Genomic DNA, 26408 nt, shown 5'->3' with positions numbered 1-26408 from the left:
TGAAATACCTGACTAACCTGCATGCTTCAAGACATCTACTCCAGTGATGCTCCTATCAGTAAAAGATTAATGCAGCTTGGAAGGCTGGTGGCAGTTCTTTACTTTTTGTAATAGCGCACGTGTGCGCGGGTATTGATTGCGAGATTTTAGACAGATAGATAGCTCGGGTGCTAGCGTATAAATATCCTTGTTGCTAACTTTACTACTTCTAATAGAGCAAGGGTCTTCATTAAGTTTCGTTATAAGAAGAGCTTCTAGTGCCTCGTCCCTTAAGGCCCAGTCAACTTTTGAGTTGTTTCCAGTTCTCCCGGTTGGAAGTCTCTCTGTTTCTTTTAGTAACCAAGACTTATCATTGCGATAAAGCCATGCGTAGAGCTTGGGGTTTTCGGAGCGTACGAGTTTAGCGCTAGAGTTAGGGTGTTTTTTGATCAAGGATTTCCATTCTGACCTATTTTTTAATAGGGTTTTGTTGTGTGTGGATTCTGTCCAAGCTTTTTTAACTAACGCCTCAGATCTGAGAAGTTTATTAACTGTTGATATGGTCAGTTTGAATTCTGAGCAAATAAGTTTTTTTGGAGTACCTTTGCGAAGCCGTCTCAATATTTCAGATCGGGTATGAGGTTTGAGGACTTTCGGTTTAAGTTTTTGCGGTAATGTCTCCGTAGACTCCGCAGATCCTTCAAATTGTAAGTATTGACCTACCCTCCCGAATTGAACAGATTGTTTTTCTGCTTTTTCTGCTTTTTCTGCTTTTTCTGCTTTTTCTGCTTTTTCTGCTTTTTCTGCTTTCGCACGGTCGTAGGCATCAATGAAATCGCGGACTTGTCCGAACAGCCAATTGATCATCACGAGGTGCTTGAGCGGATGACTGTGGCCGCGAGGATTCCTGACAAGATGCTCTATGTAGGTACGAGCCTTTTGCGCAGTATGAGGTAGCGACGTAAGAGAGTGGTAAGGCTGAAGCAATGCAGCATATTTGGCCAGTGATGGCGCTGCCTTCTGTGAAATTGAATTTAGAAAGTCCATTTCTTGAAGAGTGTTGCGATAGACCGAGCTTACAATAAATGGGTCAAAGGATCTGACATTTCCAAGAGCAGCCAAATCAAGAACGGAATTTGATAACTGTAGAAGAGCATGTTGGGTAATGGAATTGAAACCTGCAAAGTCCCATGATGTCAGATCGCCTTTGTCTGGCAAAGTCCAACGAAAGCGCCCAGACCATTGCCTATTATGGATGCTTTCCTGAAGCATCTGCTTATGTATAGGGCAGATGCTTACGCCTGGATATTGATGGCAAAGATGCCAGTAAGAAGTTCCGTGGTTATTAATGTCAGCATCAATACAGGCGTGACATGCTTTTAAAGGATGTTCTGCGCCAAAGCGCCCTGTTACCAGGCCAAGCTTGTATTTAATTGATCCAAGCTGCAATCCCTTCATTATATTTAGGGCTGCCTGGATGTGTTCCTGTGACTGGAACGGACGAAAAAAGGGGAAGATGGTTCTTCGAGAGATAATCACGTCTGGATCACCTAGCACCGCCCGCATCGGGTGTCGGAGCGCGTCCAAACTGTGCGGAAAATCATGAGGTAGTGAATTACCCTCTGACTGGAATAATCCACGAAACGTAGTCATCGCGTCAGGGCTGCCCCAAATCACATGATGACGACTACAAACGCTAAAAAATGTCTCATCCTCCAGCCAATTTAAGGCGACAGTTGGCTGCCAATGTACAGAGCCTTGATCATAGATTCGCATAAGCCGCTCACCTTTCCAAAGCAATGAGGATAGTAGTACGTCTATGCTCTTGAGATAACTTGAGGAGATAAGAAAATTTAGTGTCACTATTTTTTGTTATAAAGTCTACGGTAAACCGTAGACTGTCTAAATTCCTAATTCTCCAAACCACCTAGTAACAGTGTGTTTTTAAAAAAATTGCGTAAAATTGCGTGCAAATCCGCCTCCGGAGGCGGATTTTTTCGCCATTTTTTTGTTGTCAGCCTACTTTTTCCGGCGTTAACATGCCCCGCTCTCACGCGAGATTAGAACTTCTAGGACATATAAAATCCTAGGAATCAGCCACTCTTGTGGGCGACGAGGGGTACGTTGGTTGGTTTGAGAGGAAGAAGTGAATATGTGACATCTAGCCAATCAAGGAGAGCCAAAAGCTAGATAGACAAAGGCCCAAGTGCGACCTTGGGCCTCCGTGGAAACGTCAGATTTGACTGCCTGACCTTTCCATTGTCTATCCGCTCAGTGCGGGGCGTCAAGCCTCGTATGTTCTCGCTCATCCTTAGAAAAGTTTTGATCGTGAATGGCGAGGCTTAAGAATGCCCACCTCGGATAAATGGTTTCGCGCCGTCTATAGCCATTTTTGAAAATGACTAGCGCGTTGAACAGCCCGATGACATTGGAATTTAAGGGATGACCCCTCAGCAGAGATTTGAGCTGATAGTAAGCCGGCAAGGCCGCTTTAGGTGGGGGGAAATCTATACGCCTTCCACACTGGCTGTTACTCGTGAAGCGCCAAAGGGTTCTCGTATAAGTCGGCTGAACAGCCGGAAACTTGGGAGAACGCTACATGTTTTGTCCACCCCTGAGCGAGTGTTCGCTCAGCTCGCGCTTTATCATCCTGAACTTATTGATATTCACGAACAAAAAATGTTGTCGCCCGTAACGACGATTCATCCTTTACATGGTCACCCTTTGACAGTTGGTACATTTCCACCGCCATTGCGTGGAACGCTAGAAATTGCAACGCAGATTGGATTCAAGCATCACGAGATTGTAGTTACTAACTCCAGTGGCGAGCGTAAGAAAGTACCATTTCCCTATCAAGGGGATCTTCTGCTCTTTATGGCTAGCCACACGGGGATGCCTTATGCCGTGAATTGGTCTGTGAAGGATGTAAGAAATGCTTTTTCGGAAAGACGGCTCTCAAGCGCCAAGAGCCCAATTCAGCAGAAGAAAGATAGAGATCATGCTCAACTCAGAGCCAAGCTTGAGTTGGAGTATTACGCTAGCGCAGGAATAAGGACGGTTCAAGTCTCCTTAGATATGATTGATCCGGTAGTCATAGCTAATCTGGATCTACTCTTTAGTATGCACGAACTCTCAGTAACGCACGATTCTACCGTAATGTCGGATTTTAGTTGCTCGCTACAGGAAGCTTTTGCGAATGGGATACCGCTGGCACATGTGGCTCTTCAGTACGGTGCTCGTTGGGGGTGTCGTGATCAGTTTATTGCAGCGATCTATCAGGATATTTGGAGTCGGAAATTATCGATAAATTTCTTCGAGCCAATACTAATAGATCATCCGCTCAAACCATCAGAACAAGACCTACTGTCAGTATATGGCAGCCTGTTCGTGGAGTTTGAAGCATGATGCTAGGAGCGCGAATTGTCGCGCCTCAGGGTTTCAAGTGTTTTGATCAAGGACAAGCTTATCATTTTCTTAATAGCGACTCTGATCGAAACCGAGTCAGGCTTGTCTTGTTTGCCAATGAAAACGAAGATGTGAGTGTAGAGCTTATTACAGTTTCTAGGATTGATTTTGAGGAAGGTCTTGAACAGGGTTTTTTGGTTGAAGACGCGCGAGATGACTACCCGCCGTGGTTAGGACCTATTCAAGGTTATTCTGTCTCTCACTTGGAGCGCCGTAGAATCTCCACGAAGGAAAGTTATAGCCAGAAGGTAGATCGTAGATATATGGCTATTTCGGAGTTGATAGCTAATTATCTGATTGTAATTAGTAGCGATAATCCCAATGCTATTATCAATGCTCACGCCAAGAAATCTATTCCACAGCAGAATGCGAGGAGGCTTAGGCTGTGGTTCTATAGTTATATAGTTTTTGGTTTTAATAAATGGGCGTTAATGCCTCCGCTTCACCGTATTGGCGGCTGGAACCGCGAGGCCCATACGAATTCAAGGAAATTAGGCAGGCCTTCTCCGAAAGGACGAAGTTCTGGGTATCCATGCACTGCTGAAATGAAAGAGAAGATTCTTTCAGGGTTCTTGAGGTTTAGATCGGCGTATGGCAGCCAAGAAAGGCTTTATAGTGATGTATTAACCAAAGAGTTTGGCTGCACCGTCGTAACAAGGGGGGATTCAAAGTCTTTCATTCATCCTGATGGAAAACCTTTTCCTTCGATTACGCAGTTCAAATATTGGGTACGCAAACTTATCAATCCGAAAGCGCTCGCCTATGAGTTAAAAGGGCCCCATATAGCGAGAGCTCAAGCCGGATCAGAGGGTAGCTTTGCTGAGAGCCTGACTAACTTGAATCAGCGTGTAGAGTTCGATGGCTATAATCTCTCTGAAAAGCTTTCAGGTATCACTGAAGGCAGTGCAGTGGATGGATTCTGCGTAGTGCGTGCGGTTTGTGGCCTATCGGGAGCCATACTGGGCATCGGCTTTTCAGAGGGTCGAGAAAACATGGAAGCCTATAGGATGGCCCTGTTTTCAATGGCTATTGATAAGGTGAAGTTTGGCGAATTATTTGGGTTGGTGATAAAGCCTGGTGAGTGGCCGAGTATAGGACTCTCCGGTAGTATCGTTTTCGATAGAGGGCCTGGAGCTGGCTACGACTGCACGTCGGAAATACGCTGGCTTGGAAGTCTTGAGTTAACTCCTTCCTTTTCAGGACAGTCCAAGGCAACTGTGGAGTCGTCTCATCCACGGGATAAGAAGACGCTAGATCAGCCAAGCTATGTTCACAGTAAGTTGAACTTCGTACAGATGGCTCGACGTGAGATCATGCGTGTACTATCTGATAATCATAGCTCTGATGCGGCTATGCGGATGACGGAGGAAATGTTACTGACAGGTTTCAAACCTACACCTCACAATATTTGGTGCTATCTCGATAGTCGCGGTCGAAATAGTGCTATTGGTATGCCATATGATAGAGCTGTTAGGTTATTTCTAACCGAGCATCCTGCTACAATTAAAAAAGATGCCGTATATTTTTATGGTCGTAAATATAGATCTCAGGCGCTAGTAAACACCCGAGTGTTCGATCGTATTGCCAGAAATGGTACAGTTTCTGTTTCTGCATTCGCACTAACGATGTGCGTGCGACATATTTGGGTCGAGGTAGAAGGTTTGCTATACGAATTGGACTTTATTCGTCCTGCAAGTACACCGGAAAGTAGTGTCGATATTTCACTGCATGATCTGAAAGAAATCGACAAGATGCGTCGTGCAGTTGCGGCAGATCTTCGACATGAAAGGCCGGCGATTCAACAGGAATTTAGGGATCGATTCGAGAGAGAAACCGGAGAGGAATGGGACAGCGGTCAGCGAAAGCTAGGCCGACCCTCTAAAGGTGGTGCGGCGCTGCGGGATACGGCTGATTTCAACCGCCTCAGAGGAAAGGCAAAGTGAACGAGGTCATCAATACCCGTTTTGACGGCTGCTTGGATGTCGAGCGTATTCGCGAGCGAGTAACTGTAAAGCCCGGTGCTGTTAGAGATTTAGGTGGCAAGGACGTTTTGGTCGCTGCCGAAGCACTCGAAGGTGCTCTTAAGGAAATTTATCTACCCAATGATTTTTCCCTAGCGTTCATCAAGGAAATGGCAACGAAGGCGTCGCTGCACAGCCAGAGACTATTTTCGAGTGAAGTGGAATACATTTCTCGAATTTATAACCCCCCTGACGTGGAAGTCGCTCCTATCTGCCTGACGGGCCTAGCCGGAATAGGTAAGACCCAGACCATAGCAGCTCTGCGGAAGGTTTTGCCTCCACCTGTAGACCTCGCCTGCAACCATTTTGAGGGAAGCTTGAAGTTGACCTCTCACTGGTATGCGAGCGCCAGGGGCAAAGCTGGCGGTAGGCAGATGTTGGCGGACTTTGTTTTGGGTGATCAAAGGTCAACTAGCCATAACGTTGCTAAATTACTCGTCGAGTGCCGCCGTCGGGCAAATAGAGATGGTGTATCGCTACTCCTTCTAGAAGAAACTCAGCACATCAACGCTGGGCAGGGTGTTTCACGAGTCACAGACATCTTGTTAACGTTGGCCGCGATTGGCCCTCCGATGGTGTTTGTCTCCAACTACAGTCTTTTGCACAAGCTTTTGGGTCGCAACAGCGAAGACAAGCAGCGCCTGCTTTCGGAGCCGAGGATCATGCTACCCGATGATCCAGAGAGCTCTGGGTGGAGGAATTACATTGTTGAATGCGTTAGGGTGTCGGGCGGCCACATATCTGGATCAATTGATGACCTCGCTCACGAAATTTATAAGTCTACGTTTGGAATCAAGCGGCTCGTTGTTCAACTTATAAAGCACGCCTACATCGAAGCGCGTAGCTCCGGACGTGAGTCCCTGACTCTGTCAGACATTAGCCAGGCATATCGCTCCGTCGCATATGCGGCGAATCGGGAGGATGTGGAGGAACTGCAGCTACAAGCGCTGCAGAATCGTAGGACAGGTGGCCGGTTAGATCTTCGTTGTCCGTTTGAGCTTCCCGTAACCGTCCGATCCAACATTGTGGCATTTGCCCGCGCAGATCGAGATAACCGTGTCGTAGCCAAAGTCTTTGATTCAGCCCTTAATGAAAGCGAGCGGGCAGCTATGGATCACATTGAGAAGGCCACTTCGAAAACTACTCTGTCGACCAAGGCTCCTCGTGCTCCTCGCTTGCCAAAGGCGTCAGTCGAGGATTTGACCAGCGCCTTTCACCAATTTGTCGAGTCTACAAGCTCTCCGCCTAAACCGAAGAAGCCAAAATAAGTTCGGGTTGCAGCTACTCTCCGTGCGCGAACTAGAAGCGCCCAGTTACTTGGTCAGGGTAGTGAGGGCAGGAGCCCCAGCATCCGGCTAGGACGCTGTTGGTTACCAGTGTGTTCGCCAAGAGAGCTGATTAGAATCTATGCGACCCTTACTGTGTAGGGGCGTTCTTGCTACACAGTGATAATCTGAAGTTTGTGTGTGGAGTTCTAACGTTGGCTGGATTCGGCAAACACCAGCGATAGATGATCGATGCTCAGTAGCTCAGCTCGATACAGGCATTGGTTGTGGGTCATTCCCAGTGCTTCAGCACCTAGTAGTAGCATGCTCTTTTTCCTTCGCTGCTGACTCGACCTGATAGGGGGAATAGAGAGAACGGAAAATCATACGCTAAGGGTGGGCCTGTTAGGCTGAAGTCATAGAGGTTGACACGAACGTGTCAGGAGCCGGTGAAGTCGGCCGCACTCTGACGCAGAGTGGGCCGCTCGCCTGATGTTCAGTTGCGGTATACCCTATCCGTACACCCTGAAAACCGGCTCCCGTGCGTCTGGATAGGGCCGTTGTCGTTTTCAGAAGACGGCTGCACTGAACGTCAGAAGCCGACTGCACTATAGCAGCGGAGGGGTTGGATCCATCAGGCAACGACGGGCTGCTGCCGGCCATCAGCGGACGCAGGGAGGACTTTCCGCAACCGGCCGTTCGATGCGGCACCGATGGCCTTCGCGCAGGGGTAGTGAATCCGCCAGGATTGACTTGCGCTGCCCTACCTCTCACTAGTGAGGGGCGGCAGCGCATCAAGCGGTGAGCGCACTCCGGCACCGCCAACTTTCAGCACATGCGTGTAAATCATCGTCGTAGAGACGTCGGAATGGCCGAGCAGATCCTGCACGGTTCGAATGTCGTAACCGCTGCGGAGCAAGGCCGTCGCGAACGAGTGGCGGAGGGTGTGCGGTGTGGCGGGCTTCGTGATGCCTGCTTGTTCTACGGCACGTTTGAAGGCGCGCTGAAAGGTCTGGTCATACATGTGATGGCGACGCACGACACCGCTCCGTGGATCGGTCGAATGCGTGTGCTGCGCAAAAACCCAGAACCACGGCCAGGAATGCCCGGCGCGCGGATACTTCCGCTCAAGGGCGTCGGGAAGCGCAACGCCGCTGCGGCCCTCGGCCTGGTCCTTCAGCCACCATGCCCGTGCACGCGACAGCTGCTCGCGCAGGCTGGGTGCCAAGCTCTCGGGTAACATCAAGGCCCGATCCTTGGAGCCCTTGCCCTCCCGCACGATGATCGTGCCGTGATCGAAATCCAGATCCTTGACCCGCAGTTGCAAACCCTCACTGATCCGCATGCCCGTTCCATACAGAAGCTGGGCGAACAAACGATGCTCGCCTTCCAGAAAACCGAGGATGCGAACCACTTCATCCGGGGTCAGCACCACCGGCAAGCGCCGCGACGGCCGAGGTCTTCCGATCTCCTGAAGCCAGGGCAGATCCGTGCACAGCACCTTGCCGTAGAAGAACAGCAAGGCCGCCAATGCCTGACGATGCGTGGAGACCGAAACCTTGCGCTCGTTCGCCAGCCAGGACAGAAATGCCTCGACTTCGCTGCTGCCCAAGGTTGCCGGGTGACGCACACCGTGGAAACGGATGAAGGCACGAACCCAGTGGACATAAGCCTGTTCGGTTCGTAAGCTGTAATGCAAGTAGCGTATGCGCTCACGCAACTGGTCCAGAACCTTGACCGAACGCAGCGGTGGTAACGGCGCAGTGGCGGTTTTCATGGCTTGTTATGACTGTTTTTTTGTACAGTCTATGCCTCGGGCATCCAAGCAGCAAGCGCGTTACGCCGTGGGTCGATGTTTGATGTTATGGAGCAGCAACGATGTTACGCAGCAGGGCAGTCGCCCTAAAACAAAGTTGGGCGTCACGATGGTGAAAGTTCACGTCACCAAATTGGCTGCGGCGCAACGGCAATCGCGACTGACCAGCTGATGCGGTAACTCAAACAGGTGGGCGCTTTCAGCACTTTCCGCCCGTCGGCTTCTTTCGGTAGCGCAGCGGCGTCTCCCCGTACCAGCCCCGGAAGGCGCGGCTGAACGCGCTTTGTTCCGAATAGCCAAGCATCAGCGCAATCTCGCTCAGCGACAAGGCCGGGTCGGCCAGGTACTGTTTGGCCAGTTGCTGGCGCAGCTCATCCAGCATGCCCTTGTAGGTTCTGTCACGTTGCCGCAGGGCGCGGTACAGCGAACGAACCGGTGTTTGCTGCTGCCGCGACAGCCACTGCATGCTCAGCGCGCCCTCCTCCAGCCCCCGCATCATGGCGCGCTGGAATTCGATCAGGAACGCATCGGGGTGGGCCAGGCTTTCCAGCATCGCGGCTGCCTGCTGATCCAGCAGCTGACGCAAATGCGCGTCCTGGCTGTTGATCGGCAAGCCCAGATCCGCAAGCCGGATGGTAATGGCCAGGGTGTCACCGCCAAAATGCACCCGGCAGCCCAGTGCTCGCTCGTGGATTGTCCGGTTTGCGGTCGCCGGCCTGGGGAATTCGATCTGCACCGGCCGAACCCGGTGTGGTGATACCAGGGTATCCAGCACGGTCAGCATGCCGGACACCAGCACATCATTCGACGCATCGGTCGAGGGGCCTTTATCGCCGGCCCAGCCCAGATGCAGATGGGGGCCGTCCGCGCGCAGCCAGACAAAGGACAGATTCTGCAGCAGGGCCTGATAATGCTGCATGCGCTGCAAGGCCTCACCCAGCGTCGCGCAGGAGGCCGCCAGATAGCCGAGCACGCCAGCGTCCTGCAACCTGGCGTGACGACCGACGCGCAGGCCGACCAGGGGATCGCCGCTGGTCTCGGCCAGTTGCTCCAGCAGTTCCCACCACTGCTCGATGGGGATGCGCTCGGCCCGGGTCGCCGCATTCAGCTTGTACTGCAACGGCGCGCAGGCAACACCCTCCGCCTCCATGAAGCGGGTCAGGATGTGGGCGATCCTCGCGAAAACCAGAACGCTGTGACTCATTGCCGAAACTCTTGGCACGCCATGTCAAAAAATAGTAGGCGACTGTCAAGACCATAACCAGTCAAAAGCACAAAATCCTCGCCATCCCACCTCTGAAGCAAGTGGTAACAGGTACGAGGAAACCCTTATGGAAACAGTATTTCAGCCGGTCGTAGCAGCCATGACGGCCCTGTTCGGTCGCCCGCCCACCATGAACGAGATGATTCTGATCCCGATGATCCCCGTCTTCGGCAGTGCATTCCTGTTCGAATGGCTGTATTTCCGCCGCAAAACTGGCAGCTGGAACACCGGGCAGGGGCAGCCATTCTGGACGCGCGAGGTGCTGGCGAATTTCTCGCTCGGCGTGGGCTACTACGTATCCGGCGGCCTGATGAACCTGCTGTTCGTTGCCGCCCTGTTCACGGTGGTCTGGGACCACCGTTTCTATACCATCCCGATCAACGTCGGCACCATCATCCTGGCCTTCTTCGTCCAGGAGCTGTGCTACTACTGGTATCACCGCACCGCCCATCGCGTGCGCTGGTTCTGGACCCAGCACGTCTCGCACCACACCGGCGAGATCATGAACATGTCGACCGCCGCGCGGCAGAGCATCCTGAACGGCATCGTCGGCACCTGGATGTTCTATGTGCCGGCCGTCCTGGCGGGCTTCACCCCGGAGCTGATGCTCGGCCTGCTCGGCGCCAACCTCGCCTTCCAGTGGTTCGTGCACACCGAATCGGTGCCCAGGTTGCACCCCTGGGTCGAATGGTGGATCAACACGCCCTCCAACCACCGCGTGCACCACGGGCGCAACGCGCAGTACATCGACAAGAACTACGGCGGCGTGATCATGCTGTATGACCACTTGTTCGGCAGCTACGAGCCCGAGCAGGAAAAAGTGGAATACGGCACCCCGCGGCAGATCAAGAGCCACAACTGGTGGGTGTTGAACACGCACGAGTTCGTTGACATGTTTCGCGACGCGATGGCGCCCGGGCCGATCGGTGAGCGGCTGAAGCACTTCTGGAAGCCGCCGGCCTGGCAACGCGAGGGCCACCAGCCCATCCATACCTGGACCGTCGAACGGCATGATGAAGTGATGGTTCGATGAAAACCGCGGCCAAGGTTTTTCTGATCCTCAACGCCGTCGCGTTCATGTTCATCGGCATCAACACGACGCTGGATCCGGGGGCGGCCATGGCCGCCCTGGATCTTTCGCCCCGGACCGTGACGGCATCCAACGAGATCCGCTCCATCTACGGCGGCATGCATTTCAGCTTCGGCTGCATGATGCTGGCGGGTGCGCTGATCTCCGGCCTGACGCGCCATGCACTGTGGTTTTGTGCCGCCTTTCTCGGCGGCCTGGTGGCCGGGCGAGTCTCCAGCCTGCTGCTGGATGGGCAACCCAACACGCTGGCCAACCAGCTACTGGTGTTTGAAAGCCTGGCCCTCATCGCGGCGGCCTTCCTGCAGCACGGCGTCCGCTTGCGCCTTGCTGGCGGTAATGCGTGAGACAAAGGTCGGCGCCTGGCATAGTGAAACGCAGTGTGCTGGGGCGCGTTGCTGCCCAACAAATCGTTGGAGAGGGACTTTTGCTACACAGGCTGCGCCTGCTTCGCAAAAGCCCCTCAACTCAGGCGTTAGCCGTATGAACCCGGAATCGGTCCGCATTTATCTGGTCGCTGCCATGGGTGCCAATCGGGTTATTGGCAATGGCCCTGATATCCCTTGGAATATCCCTGGTGAGCAAAAGATTTTTCGCAGGCTCACCGAGGGCAAAGTGGTCGTTATGGGCCGCAAGACGTTTGAGTCCATAGGCAAGCCCTTACCAAACCGTCGCACAGTGGTGCTCTCGCGCCAAGCTAGTTATAGCGCTGCTGGTTGTGCAGTTGTTTCAACGCTGTCGCAGGCTATTGCCATCGCAGCCGAACACGGCAAGGAACTCTACGTGGCCGGCGGAGCCGAGGTATATGCACTGGCACTACCTCGTGCCGATGGCGTCTTTCTATCTGAGGTACATCAAACCTTCGAGGGTGACGCCTTCTTCCCAGTGCTCGACGCAGCAGAATTCGACGTTGTCTCAGCCGAAACCGTTCAAGCCACAATCACGTACACGCACTCCGTCTATGCACGTCGTAACGGCTAACAAGTCCGTCAACGGGACACCCAAATGCTGCGCATTTGGGTTCCCTCGGCTGCGCCTCGGCGCCCGTTACGTCCAACGTTAGATGCACTAAGCACATAATTGCTCACAGCCAAACTATCAGGTCAAGTCTGCTTTTATTATTTTTAAGCGTGCATAATAAGCCCTACACAAATTGGGAGATATATCATGAAAGGCTGGCTTTTTCTTGTTATCGCAATAGTTGGCGAAGTAATCGCAACATCCGCATTAAAATCTAGCGAGGGCTTTACTAAGCTTGCCCCTTCCGCCGTTGTCATAATCGGTTATGGCATCGCATTTTATTTTCTTTCTCTGGTTCTGAAATCCATCCCTGTCGGTGTTGCTTATGCAGTCTGGTCGGGACTCGGCGTCGTCATAATTACAGCCATTGCCTGGTTGCTTCATGGGCAAAAGCTTGATGCGTGGGGCTTTGTAGGTATGGGGCTCATAATTGCTGCCTTTTTGCTCGCCCGATCCCCATCGTGGAAGTCGCTGCGGAGGCCGACGCCATGGTGACGGTGTTCGGCATTCTGAATCTCACCGAGGACTCCTTCTTCGATGAGAGCCGGCGGCTAGACCCCGCCGGCGCTGTCACCGCGGCGATCGAAATGCTGCGAGTCGGATCAGACGTCGTGGATGTCGGACCGGCCGCCAGCCATCCGGACGCGAGGCCTGTATCGCCGGCCGATGAGATCAGACGTATTGCGCCGCTCTTAGACGCCCTGTCCGATCAGATGCACCGTGTTTCAATCGACAGCTTCCAACCGGAAACCCAGCGCTATGCGCTCAAGCGCGGCGTGGGCTACCTGAACGATATCCAAGGATTTCCTGACCCTGCGCTCTATCCCGATATTGCTGAGGCGGACTGCAGGCTGGTGGTTATGCACTCAGCGCAGCGGGATGGCATCGCCACCCGCACCGGTCACCTTCGACCCGAAGACGCGCTCGACGAGATTGTGCGGTTCTTCGAGGCGCGGGTTTCCGCCTTGCGACGGAGCGGGGTCGCTGCCGACCGGCTCATCCTCGATCCGGGGATGGGATTTTTCTTGAGCCCCGCACCGGAAACATCGCTGCACGTGCTGTCGAACCTTCAAAAGCTGAAGTCGGCGTTGGGGCTTCCGCTATTGGTCTCGGTGTCGCGGAAATCCTTCTTGGGCGCCACCGTTGGCCTTCCTGTAAAGGATCTGGGTCCAGCGAGCCTTGCGGCGGAACTTCACGCGATCGGCAATGGCGCTGACTACGTCCGCACCCACGCGCCTGGAGATCTGCGAAGCGCAATCACCTTCTCGGAAACCCTCGCGAAATTTCGCAGTCGCGACGCCAGAGACCGAGGGTTAGATCATGCCTAGCATTCACCTTCCGGCCGCCCGCTAGCGGACCCTGGTCAGGTTCCGCGAAGGTGGGCGCAGACATGCTGGGCTCGTCAGGATCAAACTGCACTATGAGGCGGCGGTTCATACCGCGCCAGGGGAGCGAATGGACAGCGAGGAGCCTCCGAACGTTCGGGTCGCCTGCTCGGGTGATATCGACGAGGTTGTGCGGCTGATGCACGACGCTGCGGCGTGGATGTCCGCCAAGGGAACGCCCGCCTGGGACGTCGCGCGGATCGACCGGACATTCGCGGAGACCTTCGTCCTGAGATCCGAGCTCCTAGTCGCGAGTTGCAGCGACGGCATCGTCGGCTGTTGCACCTTGTCGGCCGAGGATCCCGAGTTCTGGCCCGACGCCCTCAAGGGGGAGGCCGCATATCTGCACAAGCTCGCGGTGCGACGGACACATGCGGGCCGGGGTGTCAGCTCCGCGCTGATCGAGGCTTGCCGCCATGCCGCGCGAACGCAGGGGTGCGCCAAGCTGCGGCTCGACTGCCACCCGAACCTGCGTGGCCTATACGAGCGGCTCGGATTCACCCACGTCGACACTTTCAATCCCGGCTGGGATCCAACCTTCATCGCAGAACGCCTAGAACTCGAAATCTAACGTCCGTTCGGGCATCGAGGTCCATGTCGGGGTGGGACGGGCCCGTGGCTTCAAGATCACTTGCAGTCCGACCGCGATGTCTTGGTTGCGCGAGAGGTTGTCGATATCCTCCACTTCCATCATCAACCCTGGATAATGCCGCCGCCGTCATCGCCGCCGACGCCCGTGCCGGGCTTTTCGGGCCTGTCAGGCTTGCTCGGCCTTCAGCCTGCCTGGGCGAGATCTCCGGCGGACGGATTAACGGCGGAGCTTCGCCGCCTTTCGTGCGTGTGAAGGCCGAAGATAGTTCTCTCAAAAACATCCGTTTATGAGAGATACCAAATGTCATTTTCAGAAGACGACTGCACCAGTTGATTGGGCGTAATGGCTGTTGTGCAGCCAGCTCCTGACAGTTCAATATCAGAAGTGATCTGCACCAATCTCGACTATGCTCAATACTCGTGTGGGCTCTGTTGCAAAAATCGTGAAGCTTGAGCATGCTTGGCGGAGATTGGACGGACGGAACGATGACGGATTTCAAGTGGCGCCATTTCCAGGGTGATGTGATCCTGTGGGCGGTGCGCTGGTATTGTCGCTATCCGATCAGCTATCGCGACCTTGAGGAAATGCTGGCGGAACGCGGCATTTCGGTCGACCATACGACGATCTATCGCTGGGTCCAGTGCTACGCCCCGGAGATGGAGAAGCGGCTGCGCTGGTTCTGGCGGCGTGGCTTTGATCCGAGCTGGCGCCTGGATGAAACCTACGTCAAGGTGCGGGGCAAGTGGACCTACCTGTACCGGGCAGTCGACAAGCGGGGCGACACGATCGATTTCTACCTGTCGCCGACCCGCAGCGCCAAGGCAGCGAAGCGGTTCCTGGGCAAGGCCCTGCGAGGCCTGAAGCACTGGGAAAAGCCTGCCACGCTCAATACCGACAAAGCGCCGAGCTATGGTGCAGCGATCACCGAATTGAAGCGCGAAGGAAAGCTGGACCGGGAGACGGCCCACCGGCAGGTGAAGTATCTCAATAACGTGATCGAGGCCGATCACGGAAAGCTCAAGATACTGATCAAGCCGGTGCGCGGTTTCAAATCGATCCCCACGGCCTATGCCACGATCAAGGGATTCGAAGTCATGCGAGCCCTGCGCAAAGGACAGGCTCGCCCCTGGTGCCTGCAGCCCGGCATCAGGGGCGAGGTGCGCCTTGTGGAGAGAGCTTTTGGCATTGGGCCCTCGGCGCTGACGGAGGCCATGGGCATGCTCAACCACCATTTCGCAGCAGCCGCCTGATCGGCGCAGAGCGACAGCCTACCTCTGACTGCCGCCAATCTTTGCAACAGAGCCCGTCACTACACGTTCAGCGAAAGCGACCTCTCCATCATCCGGCAGCGGCGCGGCCCGGCCAATCGGCTGGGCTTCGCGGTGCAGCTCTGCTACCTGCGCTTTCCCGGCGTCATCCTTGGCGCTGATGAGCCACCGTTCCCGCCATTGCTGAGACTGGTCGCCAACCAGCTCAAGGTCGGCATCGAAAGCTGGGACGAGTACGGGCAGCGTGAGCAGACCCGACGCGAGCACCTGGTCGAGCTGCAAACGGTGTTCGGCTTCCAGCCGTTCACGATTGGCCACTACCGGCAGGCTGTCCAGTTGCTGACCGAGCTGGCCATGCAAACCGACAAGGGCATCGTGCTGGCCAGAGCCTTGATCGAGCACCTGCGGCGGCAGTCGGTCATTGTGCCCGCCCTCAACGCCGTCGAGCGGGCGAGCGCCGAAGCGATTACCCGCGCCAACCGGCGTCTCTACGACGCCTTGGCTGAGCCGCTGACGGACGTGCATCGCCGTCGCCTCGACGATCTGCTCAAGCGCCGCGACAACGGCAAGACGACGTGGCTGGCCTGGCTGCGGCAATCCCCGGTCAAACCGAACTCGCGGCACATGCTGGAACACATCGAACGCCTCAAGGCGTGGCAGGCGCTCGACCTGCCCTCCGGCATCGAGCGGCTGGTTCACCAGAACCGGCTGCTCAAGATCGCCCGCGAGGGCGGCCAGATGACGCCCGCCGACCTGGCGAAGTTCGAGCCGCAGCGGCGTTACGCGACCCTGGTGGCGCTCGCCATCGAGGGCATGGCCACCGTCACCGACGAAATCATCGACCTGCATGACCGCATCCTGGGCAAGCTGTTCAATGCCGCCAAGAACAAGCATCAGCAGCAGTTCCAGGCATCCGGCAAGGCGATCAATGCCAAGGTGCGGCTGTTCGGGCGCATCGGCCAGGCGCTGATCGAGGCCAAGCAAGCGGGCCGCGATCCGTTCGCCGCCATCGAGGCCGTCATGTCCTGGGATGCTTTCGCCGAGAGCGTCACCGAAGCGCAGCGGCTCGCGCAACCCGAGGACTTCGATTTCCTGCACCGCATCGGCGAGAGCTACGCCACGCTGCGCCGCTACGCGCCGGAATTTCTCGACGTGCTCAAGTTGCGGGCCGCGCCCGCCGCCAAGGACGTACTCGACGCCATCGAGGTGCTGCGCAGCATGAACAGCGACAACGCCCGCAAGGTGCCCACCGACGCGCCGACCGAGTTCATCAAGCCGCGCTGGCAGAAGCTGGTGATGACCGACACCGGCATCGACCGGCGCTACTACGAACTGTGCGCGCTGTCGGAGCTGAAGAACGCGCTGCGCTCCGGCGACATCTGGGTGCAAGGCTCGCGCCAGTTCAAGGACTTCGAGGACTACCTGGTGCCGCCCGCGAAATTCGCCAGCCTCAAGCAGGCCAGCGAATTGCCGCTGGCCGTGGCCACCGATTGCGACCAGTACCTGCATGACCGGCTGACGCTGCTGGAAACGCAGCTCGCCACCGTCAACCGCATGGCGCTGGCCAACGAGCTGCCGGACGCCATCATCACGGAGTCGGGCCTGAAGATCACGCCGCTCGATGCGGCGGTGCCCGATACCGCACAGGCCCTGATCGACCAGACGGCGATGATCCTACCGCACGTCAAGATCACCGAATTGCTGCTGGAGGTAGACGAATGGACGGGCTTCACCCGGCACTTCGCCCACCTGAAGTCAGGCGACCTGGCCAAGGACAAAAACCTGTTGCTGACCACGATCCTCGCCGACGCGATCAACCTGGGCCTGACCAAGATGGCGGAATCGTGCCCCGGCACGACCTACGCCAAGCTGGCCTGGCTGCAAGCCTGGCACATCCGCGACGAAACCTACGGGGCGGCACTGGCCGAGCTGGTCAACGCGCAGTTCCGACATCCCTTCGCCGAGCATTGGGGCGACGGCACCACGTCATCGTCGGACGGCCAGAACTTCCGCACCGGCAGCAAGGCCGAGAGCACCGGCCACATCAATCCGAAATACGGCAGCAGCCCAGGGCGGACGTTCTACACCCATATCTCCGACCAGTACGCGCCGTTCCACACCAAGGTCGTGAACGTCGGCGTGCGCGACTCGACCTACGTGCTCGACGGCCTGCTGTATCACGAATCCGACCTGCGGATCGAGGAGCACTACACCGACACGGCAGGGTTCACGGACCACGTCTTCGCGTTGATGCACCTGCTGGGCTTCCGCTTCGCCCCGCGCATTCGTGACCTGGGCGACACCAAGCTCTACATCCCGAAGGGCGATGCCACCTACGAGGCGTTGAAACCGATGATCGGCGGCACGCTCAACATCAAGCACGTCCGCGCCCATTGGGATGAAATCCTGCGGATGGCCACCTCGATCAAGCAGGGCACGGCGACGGCCTCGCTGATGCTCAGGAAGCTTGGCAGCTACCCGCGCCAGAACGGCCTGGCCGTCGCCCTGCGTGAGCTGGGACGCATCGAGCGCACACTGTTCATCCTGGACTGGCTGCAAAGCGTCGAGCTGCGCCGCCGCGTGCATGCCGGGCTGAACAAAGGCGAGGCGCGCAACGCGCTGGCCCGCGCCGTGTTCTTCAACCGCCTGGGGGAAATCCGCGACCGCAGCTTCGAGCAGCAGCGCTACCGGGCCAGCGGCCTCAACCTGGTGACGGCGGCCATCGTGCTATGGAACACGGTCTATCTGGAGCGGGCCGCGAACGCCTTGCGTGGCCACGGTCAAGCCGTCGATGACGGCCTGTTGCAGTACCTGTCGCCGCTCGGCTGGGAGCACATCAACCTGACCGGCGATTACCTCTGGCGCAGCAGCGCCAAGATCGGCGCGGGCAAGTTCAGGCCGCTACGGCCGCTGCAACCGGCTTAGCGTGCTTTATTTTCCGTTTTCTGAGACGACCCCGATATCAACCCGAGCTACCGCGATCTGGCCGAGCACTATGGCGTGGCGGTGGTGCCTGCGCGGGCACGTAAACCGCGCGACAAGGCCAAGGCCGAGGTCGGCGTGCAGGTGGTTGAACGCTGGATCCTCGCCGCCCTGCGCAACCGCCAGTTCTTCTCCCTGGACGAACTCAACAGCGCTATCGCCGGGTTGCTGGAGCGGCTCAATCGCCGCCCGTTTCGCAAGCTGCCGGGCTCCCGGCAGTCGGCCTTCGAAGCCCTGGATCGACCAGCGCTACGCCCATTGCCAGAGCAACCCTACGTCTATGCCGAGTGGAAGAAAGCGCGGGTGCACATCGACTATCACGTTGAGGTCGACGGCCATTACTACTCGGTGCCCTATCAGTTGGTGAAGAAGCAACTGGAGGTGCGCCTGACGGCGCGCACCGTCGAGTGCTTCCACGCCAACCAGCGGGTGGCCAGCCACCTGCGCTCGTTGCACAAAGGCCGGCACAGCACGCAGACCGAGCACATGCCCAAGAGCCATCGCGAGCATGCCGAGTGGACGCCGCAACGGCTGATTCGCTGGGCCGAGCAGACCGGGCCGAACACGGCCGGCGTGATCGGCCACATCCTCGAACGCCGCATCCATCCGACTCATGGCTACCGGGCCTGCCTGGGCATCCTGCGCTTGGGTAAAACCCACGGTGAGGCGCGCCTGGAGTTGGCCTGCCGTCGCGCGATCAGCCTCGGCGCGTGCAGCTACAAAAGCCTCGAATCGATCCTGCGCCAGGGTCTGGAAAACCTGCCATTGGCTCAAGCCAACCTGCCGCTGTTGCCGGACGACCACGCCAACCTGCGTGGCCCCGGCTACTACCACTGACCCCAAGGAATCCCACCATGCTGCCCCATCCGACCCTGGACAAGCTCCAGACCCTGCGCCTGCACGGCATGCTCAAGGCCCTCGCCGAGCAACTGAAAACCCCGGGCATCGACAGCCTGAGCTTCGAGGAACGCCTCGGCCTGCTGGTCGACCGCGAGCTGACCGAGCGCGACGACAAGCGCCTGAGCAGCCGCCTGCGGCATGCCCGGCTGCGCCACAACGCCTGCCTCGAAGACCTCGACTACCGTAGCCCACGCGGGCTGGACAAGGCACTGATCCTGCAACTGAGCAGCGGACAGTGGCTACGCGACGGCCTCAACCTGATCATCGGCGGCCCCACCGGCGTCGGCAAAACCTGGCTGGCCTGCGCCCTGGCTCACAAGGCCTGCCGGGACGGCTACAGCGTGCGTTACCTGCGCCTGCCGCGCCTGCTGGAAGAGCTGGGTCTGGCCCACGGCGATGGGCGCTGCGTCAAACTGATGGGCAGCTACGCCAAGACCGACCTACTGATCCTCGACGACTGGGGCCTGGCCCCGTTCACCGCCGAGCAACGGCGCGACATGCTGGAACTGTTGGACGACCGCTACGGCCAGCGCTCAACCATCGTGACCAGCCAGATGCCGGTGGACAATTGGCACGAATTGATCGGCGATCCGACCTTGGCCGATGCCATCCTCGACCGCCTGGTGCACAACGCTTACCGGATCAATCTCAAGGGCGAATCAATGCGCAAGCGAGCGAAGAAATTGACGACGCCGGACACCTCAGACTAACAATGCCACCTCTGCGTCGCTGCGCTCCGACTGCCTGTCCGAATGATCGTGGAACAGGTGTCCGGATCAGCGTGGGCTGAGTGTCCGAATGGCGTGGAATCCGCAAGCTAGGCTACGGTCATAGCTTCAGCAGAGTCGAAACCCGCCTGCATCATGGCTGCAGTTTCGGAACGGAAAATTTCAAGCTTGGAGCAGCGCAGGTGCCTGAGGTGGCCGCTAAATCGGCTAACGGCGCTACCGATCCAGGCGGGCTGAGAACTGCAGTCTGCCTTTGCTCCGAAGCGCAGGCAGGCTTATTACGGTTCTAGAGCTAAGGTCCAGAAGAAGCATCGGTGCTGGTTAGACGAATACAGACCTGTATTCAGGTGGGAGGTTGCTAATGAAGACCACAGCAATGGAACAGACCGAATCGGTCAGTGATGTACTGTGCGACGTTTGTGGCGACAGCACGCGTGTGGAAGGGTATGGGTTGCAATTCGGCACTCTGCGCGCCAGCTGGGGTTATGGTTCGGCTCATGATGGCGAGCGCTACGAAGTCCATCTTTGCGAGCCCTGCTTTTTCAGGACGATTTCCGGCCTCAAACGAGAGCGCATGGTGAACTTTATGTTCAGCGATGAGGAGCAAGAAATCAGCGATTTCGGGCGCGTTGATCGCGATGATTTTTTCAATGACGGTGGTAGCTCAGCGGCCTGATCTCTTGACATGCACTCAATCGACTCTGCCGACATCGGTCAGGGTGTTGGAGAAAACGAATTCACCCAACGCGTCACGCCATGCTTCTGAGTGAGCTTCAAGCGACTGCAACGCTACTGACTTGGCATTCGCTGAGTTGATCGGAATGGCGAGACTCCGCATCGCATTACCCAATTCGACATAAGCTTTTCGATGCCGCACCCCCGCATTCGCAAGCAAAACTCCGATACTTGAGGGGGCACCGAATTTTAGATGCTCGATGAATGCCGGCACCCCTTCGTTCACCTCAATGCCGCGTTCAAGCAATAGTCGAGAAAGGAGTGAGATGCCCTGCTCGACCAGTGTTTGTAACGCATAGGTGATCGCACGAGTATGGATTCCCAAGATGTCGTCTACATCAATCTGCGTTGATTGGGCGATCTGCGCAAACGTTGCGCCATGTAGCCACTGCCGAATGATTTCGAAGAAACTGAGCTTCACGCTATCAGGATCCTGGCCATCGTCTAGTCGGAATGCCACACGCACGTCTTCCTTGAGCTCTCTATCTTGCCAGGCCCACTCCAGAATCGTCGACACAAGCTCGTCTGACACGGGATCGACAGGGCTCATCCAGTCCACCCTGCTTGGCAGCAGAACCTGTTCGACGAAGTCCAGAAGGCGCACCTTGGCTCCAGTATCTCGCAGCCAGGCGATCTTGCCATCGGCCCTCAGTGCGATCATGCGCTGGGCTCGTAACTCAAACACTTTACGCAGCGTAACGGCGGAGCCGGGGGGAAGCTGATGGGCCGCGAAAGTATGGTCAGACAGGTCGGCAGCCTGCCTCAGAAACTCAGCATCTCCGATCTCATCCGCAATCAACTCGATAAGCGTTGCATCCACCCCATCAATTAGCGGATGAATGACAGCTTGGTACTCCAAGAATTGGTTATCGAGAGCGAGATTTTGTGATCTCAGGAATGTCTCTAGATTTTCGATCAAGTTACGCAGTGAGCCTCTCACCGGCTCTCCTGCACCAGCAGTGGCGACGGGCTGAACTAGCCACCACTGATCGGGATTTGCGCAGATAACCAAGCCTCTGGTATTCGCGCCGGCACGACCGGCTCGGCCAACCAGGTTCTTGATGTCACGGGCTAGCATGTTCTCCGGCTGTCCGCTGCCAACGCGTCGCTGAACCGAATAAAGAACAAGCGAGCGGATCGGTAGATTTACCCCCTCCGCAAGGGTGCTGGTACAGATGACCAGTTGGATACGCCGCTCCCGCAAGAGCTGCTCCAAAACCTCTCGTGTCTCTTGAGGGATATCACCGTGGTGCAGTACAGCACCATTGCGCAGCGACATCGCGCCGATCCAACCTGCACCGAATTCAGTTTCGAGATAATCAACGCGTGTCCGGAGTGTTTCGATATCCGCATAATCTACAGGCCTGGGTAATGGTAGCGGGCACTCGAGCTGCTTGATGAGCTCCTCCGCTAAGCCGATCGCACCTTGGTTACCACGCTTGTTAGCGGCGAAAATCGCCGTCGTTCCCATCGACAACACCTTTCTCGCAGCGCCCACGGCCAGCGTCTTGGTTGACGTGAAGGTGTAGGTCTTTGTGCGTCCCGTTTGGGGATTCACGTACTGAAAGCTGCTCCGATCCAAGAATCCATGGATCGCGTAGTGCCGCTGCTGAGCATGCGGATGCATGTCAAGACGTACGGACTTGTTTACCCCGGTACCGGAGGATCGAAGAACGGAAAATTCAGCGATAGCCGGTCGATAGGTACTTCTAATGACAGTATTCTCGTCGCCGCCAAGCCATGCGTTGATTTCTTCGATGTTCGGAATGATGGCAGACATGAACACGAAACGGATCGGATTAGCCAGGCGTGCTTTCATCCGCGCCAATAGCAGCTCCAGGCCAATACCCCTACCCGAGCTGTCGAGCAAATGCCCTTCATCGCAAATGACCAAAGATATCCGCTGGGCGAATGCTGGGTCAGCACTGAGTATTCCGGACAGCGACTCAGGGGTCGCGATCAGCGCATTGATGTGATCAAGGCCATGCACTTCGTCTCCCGATGGAATCGTGCCGCCATAGGCACAGCGCGCCGCTATCCCCAATCGGTTCAGCTGACGCACCAGAGAGTTTCGGAGTTCCGAAGCCAGAGATCGGTACGGCACCATCATGATCGCGACATGGGTCGGATTTCGCTTCAGGTGCCAATACAGCAGAGTCTCGCAGAGCGTGGTTTTGCCAGCCCCTGTTGGCATCTGTAGCGAATAGCTCTCGGCGTTGCCCAGCAATCCTCTCTCGATGGCCTGTATCTGAGAGGGAAAGAATTCCCAAGTCGATGGTTTACGATCAATAAAGGAATTGATAAGAGGGGTCCAGAAGGCAGTTTTTCCCTCCGGCAGCACAGCCCGAATATTCGATCTCTCGAAGCGGGCCAATAGTCGGTTGAGCAAGGCCGCTGCCACCCATACATCCGGTCCATCCGCCAACGCATTCTGCGCTGCGGTAGTGCTCGCCTCTACTTTGTCGCTAAGACCGACCAAGTCCCCACTTCGAAGGTGTTCTTGCACGTCGATTGCAGTTTGGGAGCCCAGGTTGCTCGGACGAGCCAGGAAGTCATAGCACGCAGCCCATGAGCTCTGTGGATCAGATGGCCGAGCTGACTGCCGCATGGCCAGGCAGGCGGACGCTGGAAAGTCTCCAAAGTAGAAAGCTGCAGCTGCAAACAACGCTGCTTCATCCTTCGAGATACCCAACGCTTCAAGTTGCTCGGCGGGTGTCTCTTTCGAAAACTGGAGAAAGGCATTTCCTAACTGCGCCCAGTCGTCGCTGGGGGTATCCATGGAGTGGATTCCGTCGAACAGTTCTCCTACTAGCGAGATGTAATAGTCTGCTAGGCGACTCCCGATCTGGGCGAGCTCGAGGGGCAATGCTGCTACGGAAAACTGACCCAGGTGCCGGGCCATGTCTGCGTCATTGATCCAAGTCTGAAGGGAAGCTCTCATATCAGCGTACCGACGCTCGCGCGGCTTCAAAGACCGCGTTGTAGGTGGTATGCAGATTCGGCACTGAGATCACGACGAGTGTGTAATCGTCACTGGCCGTGGTAGGCGCATTGCTGAGTTCAGCAGTAACAAAACTCTCACAGATGACAGCGACAGCTCTGTATCGCCGAGAAGCAGGCGGATGATCAACTGCGTTGATAAACCGGTTGAGAAGCGGAATGTCGACGTCACCGAGATCCTCAGTCATGGCACGCTCACGTAGCCACACCAATGTGCTCGCGAGCCGACTGGTGCGATCTTTTGCGCAGTCTGTGATTGCAGAGCCGATTGGATCGGAGGAGGCGGAAGTAGATTTGACCTTTACCTCAGAGCAAAGAACTTGGTCAGCAGCACTGGCGGCAGGACGTTGGGGCATGAGGAAGTGAATGACATCCGACTTGGGCGCCGGTTTGGTTCTGTCCTGCTTGAGCCGCCATTTCTTGGGGCCTATGGCGTTTCCCGGATACTCCATGGCTGACTGGTAAAAGTAGCCGAGCACCTCGCCGAAATCCCCAGCCATGGTTGCCCCGGCATCCGGGAGCTTTCCAGCCAAAACATCGGAAAGGGTGAGACCATGGCGATCCGCAGCAGCCTGAAGCACCTCATCGGTGATGTAGCATCGGCGCAACGGCTCGGCCATGGCCTCCTCCAGGAGCGCCACCTGCTGGGCAGTCATCCTGACCAGCACGTACGGCTGCTCCTGTTCATGTGGGAACCACGGAACAGCATTACTGAAGTCGAAACCGAGATCATCCATGAGTAATGGTCATCCTAGAAGGCTCAGCAGCAGGCCCATATTCCCCCCAGCACCGAGTTACCTAGTAGTGGCGTAGCCGCCACGGTACGCTAAAAAGGTTCTTCACGGAATTCGTGAAGCATCCCAAAAAGAACGGCGATTTGGTTGACGACGCCGATGTGACCAAACCTCTAAACCAAAACGACCGTTCAGATGCCGAATGAAGTGAATGAGGTCGATATCTTCCGGCCATCCTATAACACTGTGGGTGTTGGTGTCGGAGCAGATGTACCTCGCATTGGATGCTGGGCTGAAAGTGTCTTCTAAACGGAAATCGACTTCGCCAAGTCAATAATCCGATCACCAAGAAATTCCAGTTTGCGTAGCAGGCGGTTTCGGTTCTCTAGGTGTTTCAGATAGTTGACCCCGTATAGCTGCCAGCTTTCTGCGCGACGAGAAGAATTAAACCAACTGCGGCTAATCCTATGGCCTCCTCAAGCGCTCAATTGAGAGCTCTTTTTCGAGACAGGTTTTCGATTGTATAAATTCAATTTCGCCGCGAAATTCGCAGCGTGGTCTACATTTTTGGCGTTGAGATAGCGGCCCGCTCTACTGCGGGAGGGATTTGACCTTCAGGCTGTTCGATTATGCTGGGGCTTGATTTATAAACCAAAACAAACACGGCTACAGCACCACCCGCCCTGAGCCACTTCCCGAGTTTAAGCTCAATAAACCCAGGTAGCATTACCACAACGCCCCCTGCAGCCAGAGCTGCAATTAGTCTGAGGACAAACTGCTGGAAAGGGGAGGGGTTAGGGTTAAATAGAACCACGCCCAGTAGAATCAGTATAAATACGATTCCAAATGTAAAGGCAAAGATAATTCGTGAAGAATTGCTCAATGCAAAACGCTCCTTATTGCAAAAACCATAGACGGGCAATCCTGAGCTTTCAAATGACTGAAAGACAGGTTTGGTGAGCTCATCTTTCAGATATTTAATGCACATCCTTTGCATGTTCGCATAGGCCGCTCCAGTGGGTCTAGGATCCAGTCCGAGCTCTAGATCATCAAATCCTTTTTTAAGCCATTCATATGTTTGAGGCATTATGCTAAGTACCGCCAAGCAGTCCTCTGCAAAGCCTTGCGCCCAAAGCGTGTTTTCATGAGCACCAAGAAGATTGCTGTTCCCAACAAATTCTTCATAAAAATTAAAGTAAGCGGTAATCTTCTGCTGGGCTGCTAGCAAGGCACGTTGTTCTTCCGATTTATTCCTATCTTTATTCCGGTCGGAGACTTCAATGAAGTGGCTCAACGCACCAAGATAGCCATCCTTAAGGGCTTGCGCTCGTTCTTTGGCTGCAACAACGTCTTGTTCTTGAGTGGTGCTCAAAATCTATTTTCTCGTCAGTTTCACCGCAATGGCGAGTAGAGCTTGAATATCGGCTTGGTCAATGCCTTCAAAGGCTTTATAGAGGGCATTTGGCGCATGCTCGGCGACAGACTTACGAACCTCTTCTTCTGTTAAGCTGCCTTTTTCCGCAGCTCTGCGGAGATCCCGCTTGATTCTCAAGAGCACCTCGTCGGACGGGTGCCACTTAATTATTTCACAAATACTCTCTAGTATTTCTTTCCATTGCTTAAGATCTTCCATTCGTGTCTACCTTCTAGTTTGCCGCATTGCCATAGTAAGAAGTGAGGTGATGTCTCTGTTATCAACTCCGGCTGTGACATGGAAGCGAGCACCAGGGCAGCGCAGTGCCACAATTGCGGAAATATCGCTCCGGGTGATCGTACTTTTGCGAGATTTTAGTAGTGCGATCTCTCTGCTGATTTGAATTAGATCAGCCTCACTAGGATTCCATTCTCTTACACCAGAGGCGCGTTCGATTTCTTGTTTTAATATTGGATCTATCATGCATCCCTCGACTCTACAATTTTTATGGCAAGCGCAAGCAACGTGCTTATATCGCTGTTGTCAACTCCACGATATGCCCATTGACCAGCTGATGGGCAATTGGTCTGTACCGCTTGCGCCCAATGAGCTGCCGTGACACTTACGCCGCTGTCATGTAGTCTTTTTATATGAAGAGCAATAGAACGCACTTGAGATGCTGTAGGTTCGTTTGGAGCTGTACCAAACTTCATCCTTAGTAAATATGAAAGGTCCATGTTCAAAATCAGATAT

General features: G+C 55.6%; 20 protein-coding genes and 1 pseudogene. 14 read left to right on the top strand and 7 right to left on the bottom strand.

Annotated features, from left to right (window positions below; genetic code table 11):
- Positions 1–66: 66 nt before the first annotated feature.
- Positions 67–1755 carry a TnsD family Tn7-like transposition protein gene (locus tag HSX14_RS30900; RefSeq protein ID WP_096867948.1) on the bottom strand — a complete coding sequence of 563 codons (1689 nt, stop codon included), beginning with the start codon at positions 1753–1755 and terminating at the stop codon, positions 67–69.
- Positions 1756–2421: 666 nt separating this feature from the next.
- Between HSX14_RS30900 and HSX14_RS30895 the strand changes: the two genes are divergently transcribed.
- Genes HSX14_RS30895 through HSX14_RS30885 form a run of 3 tightly spaced genes read left to right on the top strand, consistent with a single transcriptional unit; the run spans position 2422 to position 6733 of the window.
- Complete coding sequence (locus HSX14_RS30895) at positions 2422–3384, top strand: PDDEXK family nuclease (protein ID WP_050153135.1); 963 nt, start codon at positions 2422–2424, stop codon at positions 3382–3384.
- A complete protein-coding gene (locus tag HSX14_RS31345) occupies positions 3381–5387 on the top strand; it encodes a hypothetical protein (protein WP_033997546.1) in 2007 nt (668 codons plus the stop codon). Before HSX14_RS30895 ends, HSX14_RS31345 begins: the two co-directional genes overlap by 4 nt.
- Positions 5384–6733, top strand: a complete 1350-nt coding sequence (locus tag HSX14_RS30885; protein WP_033874681.1) for a hypothetical protein — start codon at positions 5384–5386, stop codon at positions 6731–6733. Before HSX14_RS31345 ends, HSX14_RS30885 begins: the two co-directional genes overlap by 4 nt.
- A gap of 760 nt (positions 6734–7493) precedes the next feature.
- Here HSX14_RS30885 and intI1 read toward each other — a convergent pair.
- Both intI1 and HSX14_RS30875 read right to left on the bottom strand, forming a co-directional pair.
- Positions 7494–8507: a class 1 integron integrase IntI1 gene (gene intI1, locus HSX14_RS30880; protein ID WP_000845048.1), complete on the bottom strand. Its 1014-nt coding sequence runs from the start codon at positions 8505–8507 to the stop codon at positions 7494–7496.
- A 238-nt stretch (positions 8508–8745) separates the two neighbouring features.
- Positions 8746–9750: an AraC family transcriptional regulator gene (locus HSX14_RS30875; RefSeq protein WP_092376624.1), complete on the bottom strand. Its 1005-nt coding sequence runs from the start codon at positions 9748–9750 to the stop codon at positions 8746–8748.
- A 127-nt stretch (positions 9751–9877) separates the two neighbouring features.
- Here HSX14_RS30875 and HSX14_RS30870 point away from each other — a divergent pair, with 127 nt between their 5' ends.
- The 11 genes and pseudogenes from HSX14_RS30870 (at position 9878) to HSX14_RS30815 (ending at position 20448) form a co-directional block, all read left to right on the top strand.
- Positions 9878–10843, top strand: coding sequence for a sterol desaturase family protein (locus HSX14_RS30870; RefSeq protein ID WP_092376627.1), 966 nt, complete (start codon positions 9878–9880; stop codon positions 10841–10843).
- A complete protein-coding gene (locus HSX14_RS30865; protein ID WP_092376631.1) occupies positions 10840–11244 on the top strand; it encodes a DUF4345 domain-containing protein in 405 nt (134 codons plus the stop codon). The genes HSX14_RS30870 and HSX14_RS30865 overlap by 4 nt, the downstream gene beginning before the upstream one ends.
- A 136-nt stretch (positions 11245–11380) precedes the next feature.
- Positions 11381–11878 (top strand): trimethoprim-resistant dihydrofolate reductase DfrA33, encoded by a 498-nt coding sequence (gene dfrA33 / locus HSX14_RS30860; protein WP_071846242.1) that lies wholly within the window; start codon positions 11381–11383, stop codon positions 11876–11878.
- A gap of 186 nt (positions 11879–12064) precedes the next feature.
- Complete coding sequence (locus HSX14_RS30855; RefSeq protein WP_000679427.1) at positions 12065–12412, top strand: quaternary ammonium compound efflux SMR transporter QacE delta 1; 348 nt, start codon at positions 12065–12067, stop codon at positions 12410–12412.
- Complete coding sequence (gene sul1, locus HSX14_RS30850; protein ID WP_000259031.1) at positions 12406–13245, top strand: sulfonamide-resistant dihydropteroate synthase Sul1; 840 nt, start codon at positions 12406–12408, stop codon at positions 13243–13245. The genes HSX14_RS30855 and sul1 overlap by 7 nt, the downstream gene beginning before the upstream one ends.
- 127 nt (positions 13246–13372) lie before the next feature.
- Positions 13373–13873, top strand: a complete 501-nt coding sequence (locus HSX14_RS30845; RefSeq protein WP_000376623.1) for a GNAT family N-acetyltransferase — start codon at positions 13373–13375, stop codon at positions 13871–13873.
- Positions 13874–14379: 506 nt separating this feature from the next.
- Positions 14380–15144 carry an IS6-like element IS6100 family transposase gene (locus HSX14_RS30835; protein ID WP_001389365.1) on the top strand — a complete coding sequence of 255 codons (765 nt, stop codon included), beginning with the start codon at positions 14380–14382 and terminating at the stop codon, positions 15142–15144.
- A 24-nt stretch (positions 15145–15168) separates the two neighbouring features.
- The gene (locus tag HSX14_RS30830; protein ID WP_049339758.1) at positions 15169–18087 is read left to right on the top strand and encodes a Tn3-like element ISPa38 family transposase; all 2919 of its coding nucleotides are present in this window, start codon (positions 15169–15171) and stop codon (positions 18085–18087) included.
- A 27-nt stretch (positions 18088–18114) separates the two neighbouring features.
- A pseudogene (locus HSX14_RS30825) lies at positions 18115–18981 on the top strand (Mu transposase domain-containing protein); the annotation flags it as partial.
- A 17-nt stretch (positions 18982–18998) separates the two neighbouring features.
- Positions 18999–19754 carry an IS21-like element helper ATPase IstB gene (gene istB / locus HSX14_RS30820; protein ID WP_023434382.1) on the top strand — a complete coding sequence of 252 codons (756 nt, stop codon included), beginning with the start codon at positions 18999–19001 and terminating at the stop codon, positions 19752–19754.
- 379 nt (positions 19755–20133) lie between these two features.
- Positions 20134–20448: a hypothetical protein gene (locus HSX14_RS30815; protein ID WP_023434381.1), complete on the top strand. Its 315-nt coding sequence runs from the start codon at positions 20134–20136 to the stop codon at positions 20446–20448.
- A 15-nt stretch (positions 20449–20463) separates the two neighbouring features.
- Here the strand turns inward: HSX14_RS30815 and HSX14_RS30810 are convergent, their stop codons facing one another.
- The 4 genes from HSX14_RS30810 to HSX14_RS30795 all read right to left on the bottom strand — a co-directional run bounded on the left by HSX14_RS30810 (position 20464) and on the right by HSX14_RS30795 (position 25874).
- Positions 20464–23286 carry a DEAD/DEAH box helicase gene (locus HSX14_RS30810; RefSeq protein WP_223193929.1) on the bottom strand — a complete coding sequence of 941 codons (2823 nt, stop codon included), beginning with the start codon at positions 23284–23286 and terminating at the stop codon, positions 20464–20466.
- Between the two features lie 163 nt (positions 23287–23449).
- Positions 23450–24244 carry a Hachiman antiphage defense system protein HamA gene (locus tag HSX14_RS30805; RefSeq protein ID WP_023434378.1) on the bottom strand — a complete coding sequence of 265 codons (795 nt, stop codon included), beginning with the start codon at positions 24242–24244 and terminating at the stop codon, positions 23450–23452.
- 556 nt (positions 24245–24800) lie between these two features.
- A complete protein-coding gene (locus HSX14_RS30800) occupies positions 24801–25613 on the bottom strand; it encodes a hypothetical protein (protein WP_123809931.1) in 813 nt (270 codons plus the stop codon).
- 3 nt (positions 25614–25616) lie between these two features.
- Positions 25617–25874, bottom strand: coding sequence for a hypothetical protein (locus HSX14_RS30795; protein ID WP_034067233.1), 258 nt, complete (start codon positions 25872–25874; stop codon positions 25617–25619).
- Between the last annotated feature and the right edge of the window lie 534 nt (positions 25875–26408).

The organism is Pseudomonas tohonis, from assembly GCF_012767755.2.
GTDB classification, from domain to species: domain Bacteria; phylum Pseudomonadota; class Gammaproteobacteria; order Pseudomonadales; family Pseudomonadaceae; genus Metapseudomonas; species Metapseudomonas tohonis.
This window is presented reverse-complemented; position numbering and strand designations above follow the sequence as displayed.

What these genes read in the sequence shown, in the direction of transcription:
- HSX14_RS30810 (WP_223193929.1), bottom strand. Translation starts at nt 23,286, where the DNA reads ATGGATACCCCCAGCGACGACTGGGCGCAGTTAGGAAATGCCTTTCTC.
- sul1 (WP_000259031.1), top strand. Translation starts at nt 12,406, where the DNA reads ATGGTGACGGTGTTCGGCATTCTGAATCTCACCGAGGACTCCTTCTTC.
- HSX14_RS31345 (WP_033997546.1), top strand. Translation starts at nt 3,381, where the DNA reads ATGATGCTAGGAGCGCGAATTGTCGCGCCTCAGGGTTTCAAGTGTTTT.
- HSX14_RS30895 (WP_050153135.1), top strand. Translation starts at nt 2,422, where the DNA reads ATGACCCCTCAGCAGAGATTTGAGCTGATAGTAAGCCGGCAAGGCCGC.
- HSX14_RS30855 (WP_000679427.1), top strand. Translation starts at nt 12,065, where the DNA reads ATGAAAGGCTGGCTTTTTCTTGTTATCGCAATAGTTGGCGAAGTAATC.
- HSX14_RS30795 (WP_034067233.1), bottom strand. Translation starts at nt 25,874, where the DNA reads ATGGAAGATCTTAAGCAATGGAAAGAAATACTAGAGAGTATTTGTGAA.
- HSX14_RS30865 (WP_092376631.1), top strand. Translation starts at nt 10,840, where the DNA reads ATGAAAACCGCGGCCAAGGTTTTTCTGATCCTCAACGCCGTCGCGTTC.
- intI1 (WP_000845048.1), bottom strand. Translation starts at nt 8,507, where the DNA reads ATGAAAACCGCCACTGCGCCGTTACCACCGCTGCGTTCGGTCAAGGTT.
- istB (WP_023434382.1), top strand. Translation starts at nt 18,999, where the DNA reads ATGCTGCCCCATCCGACCCTGGACAAGCTCCAGACCCTGCGCCTGCAC.
- HSX14_RS30805 (WP_023434378.1), bottom strand. Translation starts at nt 24,244, where the DNA reads ATGGATGATCTCGGTTTCGACTTCAGTAATGCTGTTCCGTGGTTCCCA.
- HSX14_RS30875 (WP_092376624.1), bottom strand. Translation starts at nt 9,750, where the DNA reads ATGAGTCACAGCGTTCTGGTTTTCGCGAGGATCGCCCACATCCTGACC.
- HSX14_RS30870 (WP_092376627.1), top strand. Translation starts at nt 9,878, where the DNA reads ATGGAAACAGTATTTCAGCCGGTCGTAGCAGCCATGACGGCCCTGTTC.
- HSX14_RS30900 (WP_096867948.1), bottom strand. Translation starts at nt 1,755, where the DNA reads ATGCGAATCTATGATCAAGGCTCTGTACATTGGCAGCCAACTGTCGCC.
- HSX14_RS30845 (WP_000376623.1), top strand. Translation starts at nt 13,373, where the DNA reads ATGGACAGCGAGGAGCCTCCGAACGTTCGGGTCGCCTGCTCGGGTGAT.
- dfrA33 (WP_071846242.1), top strand. Translation starts at nt 11,381, where the DNA reads ATGAACCCGGAATCGGTCCGCATTTATCTGGTCGCTGCCATGGGTGCC.
- HSX14_RS30815 (WP_023434381.1), top strand. Translation starts at nt 20,134, where the DNA reads ATGAAGACCACAGCAATGGAACAGACCGAATCGGTCAGTGATGTACTG.
- HSX14_RS30835 (WP_001389365.1), top strand. Translation starts at nt 14,380, where the DNA reads ATGACGGATTTCAAGTGGCGCCATTTCCAGGGTGATGTGATCCTGTGG.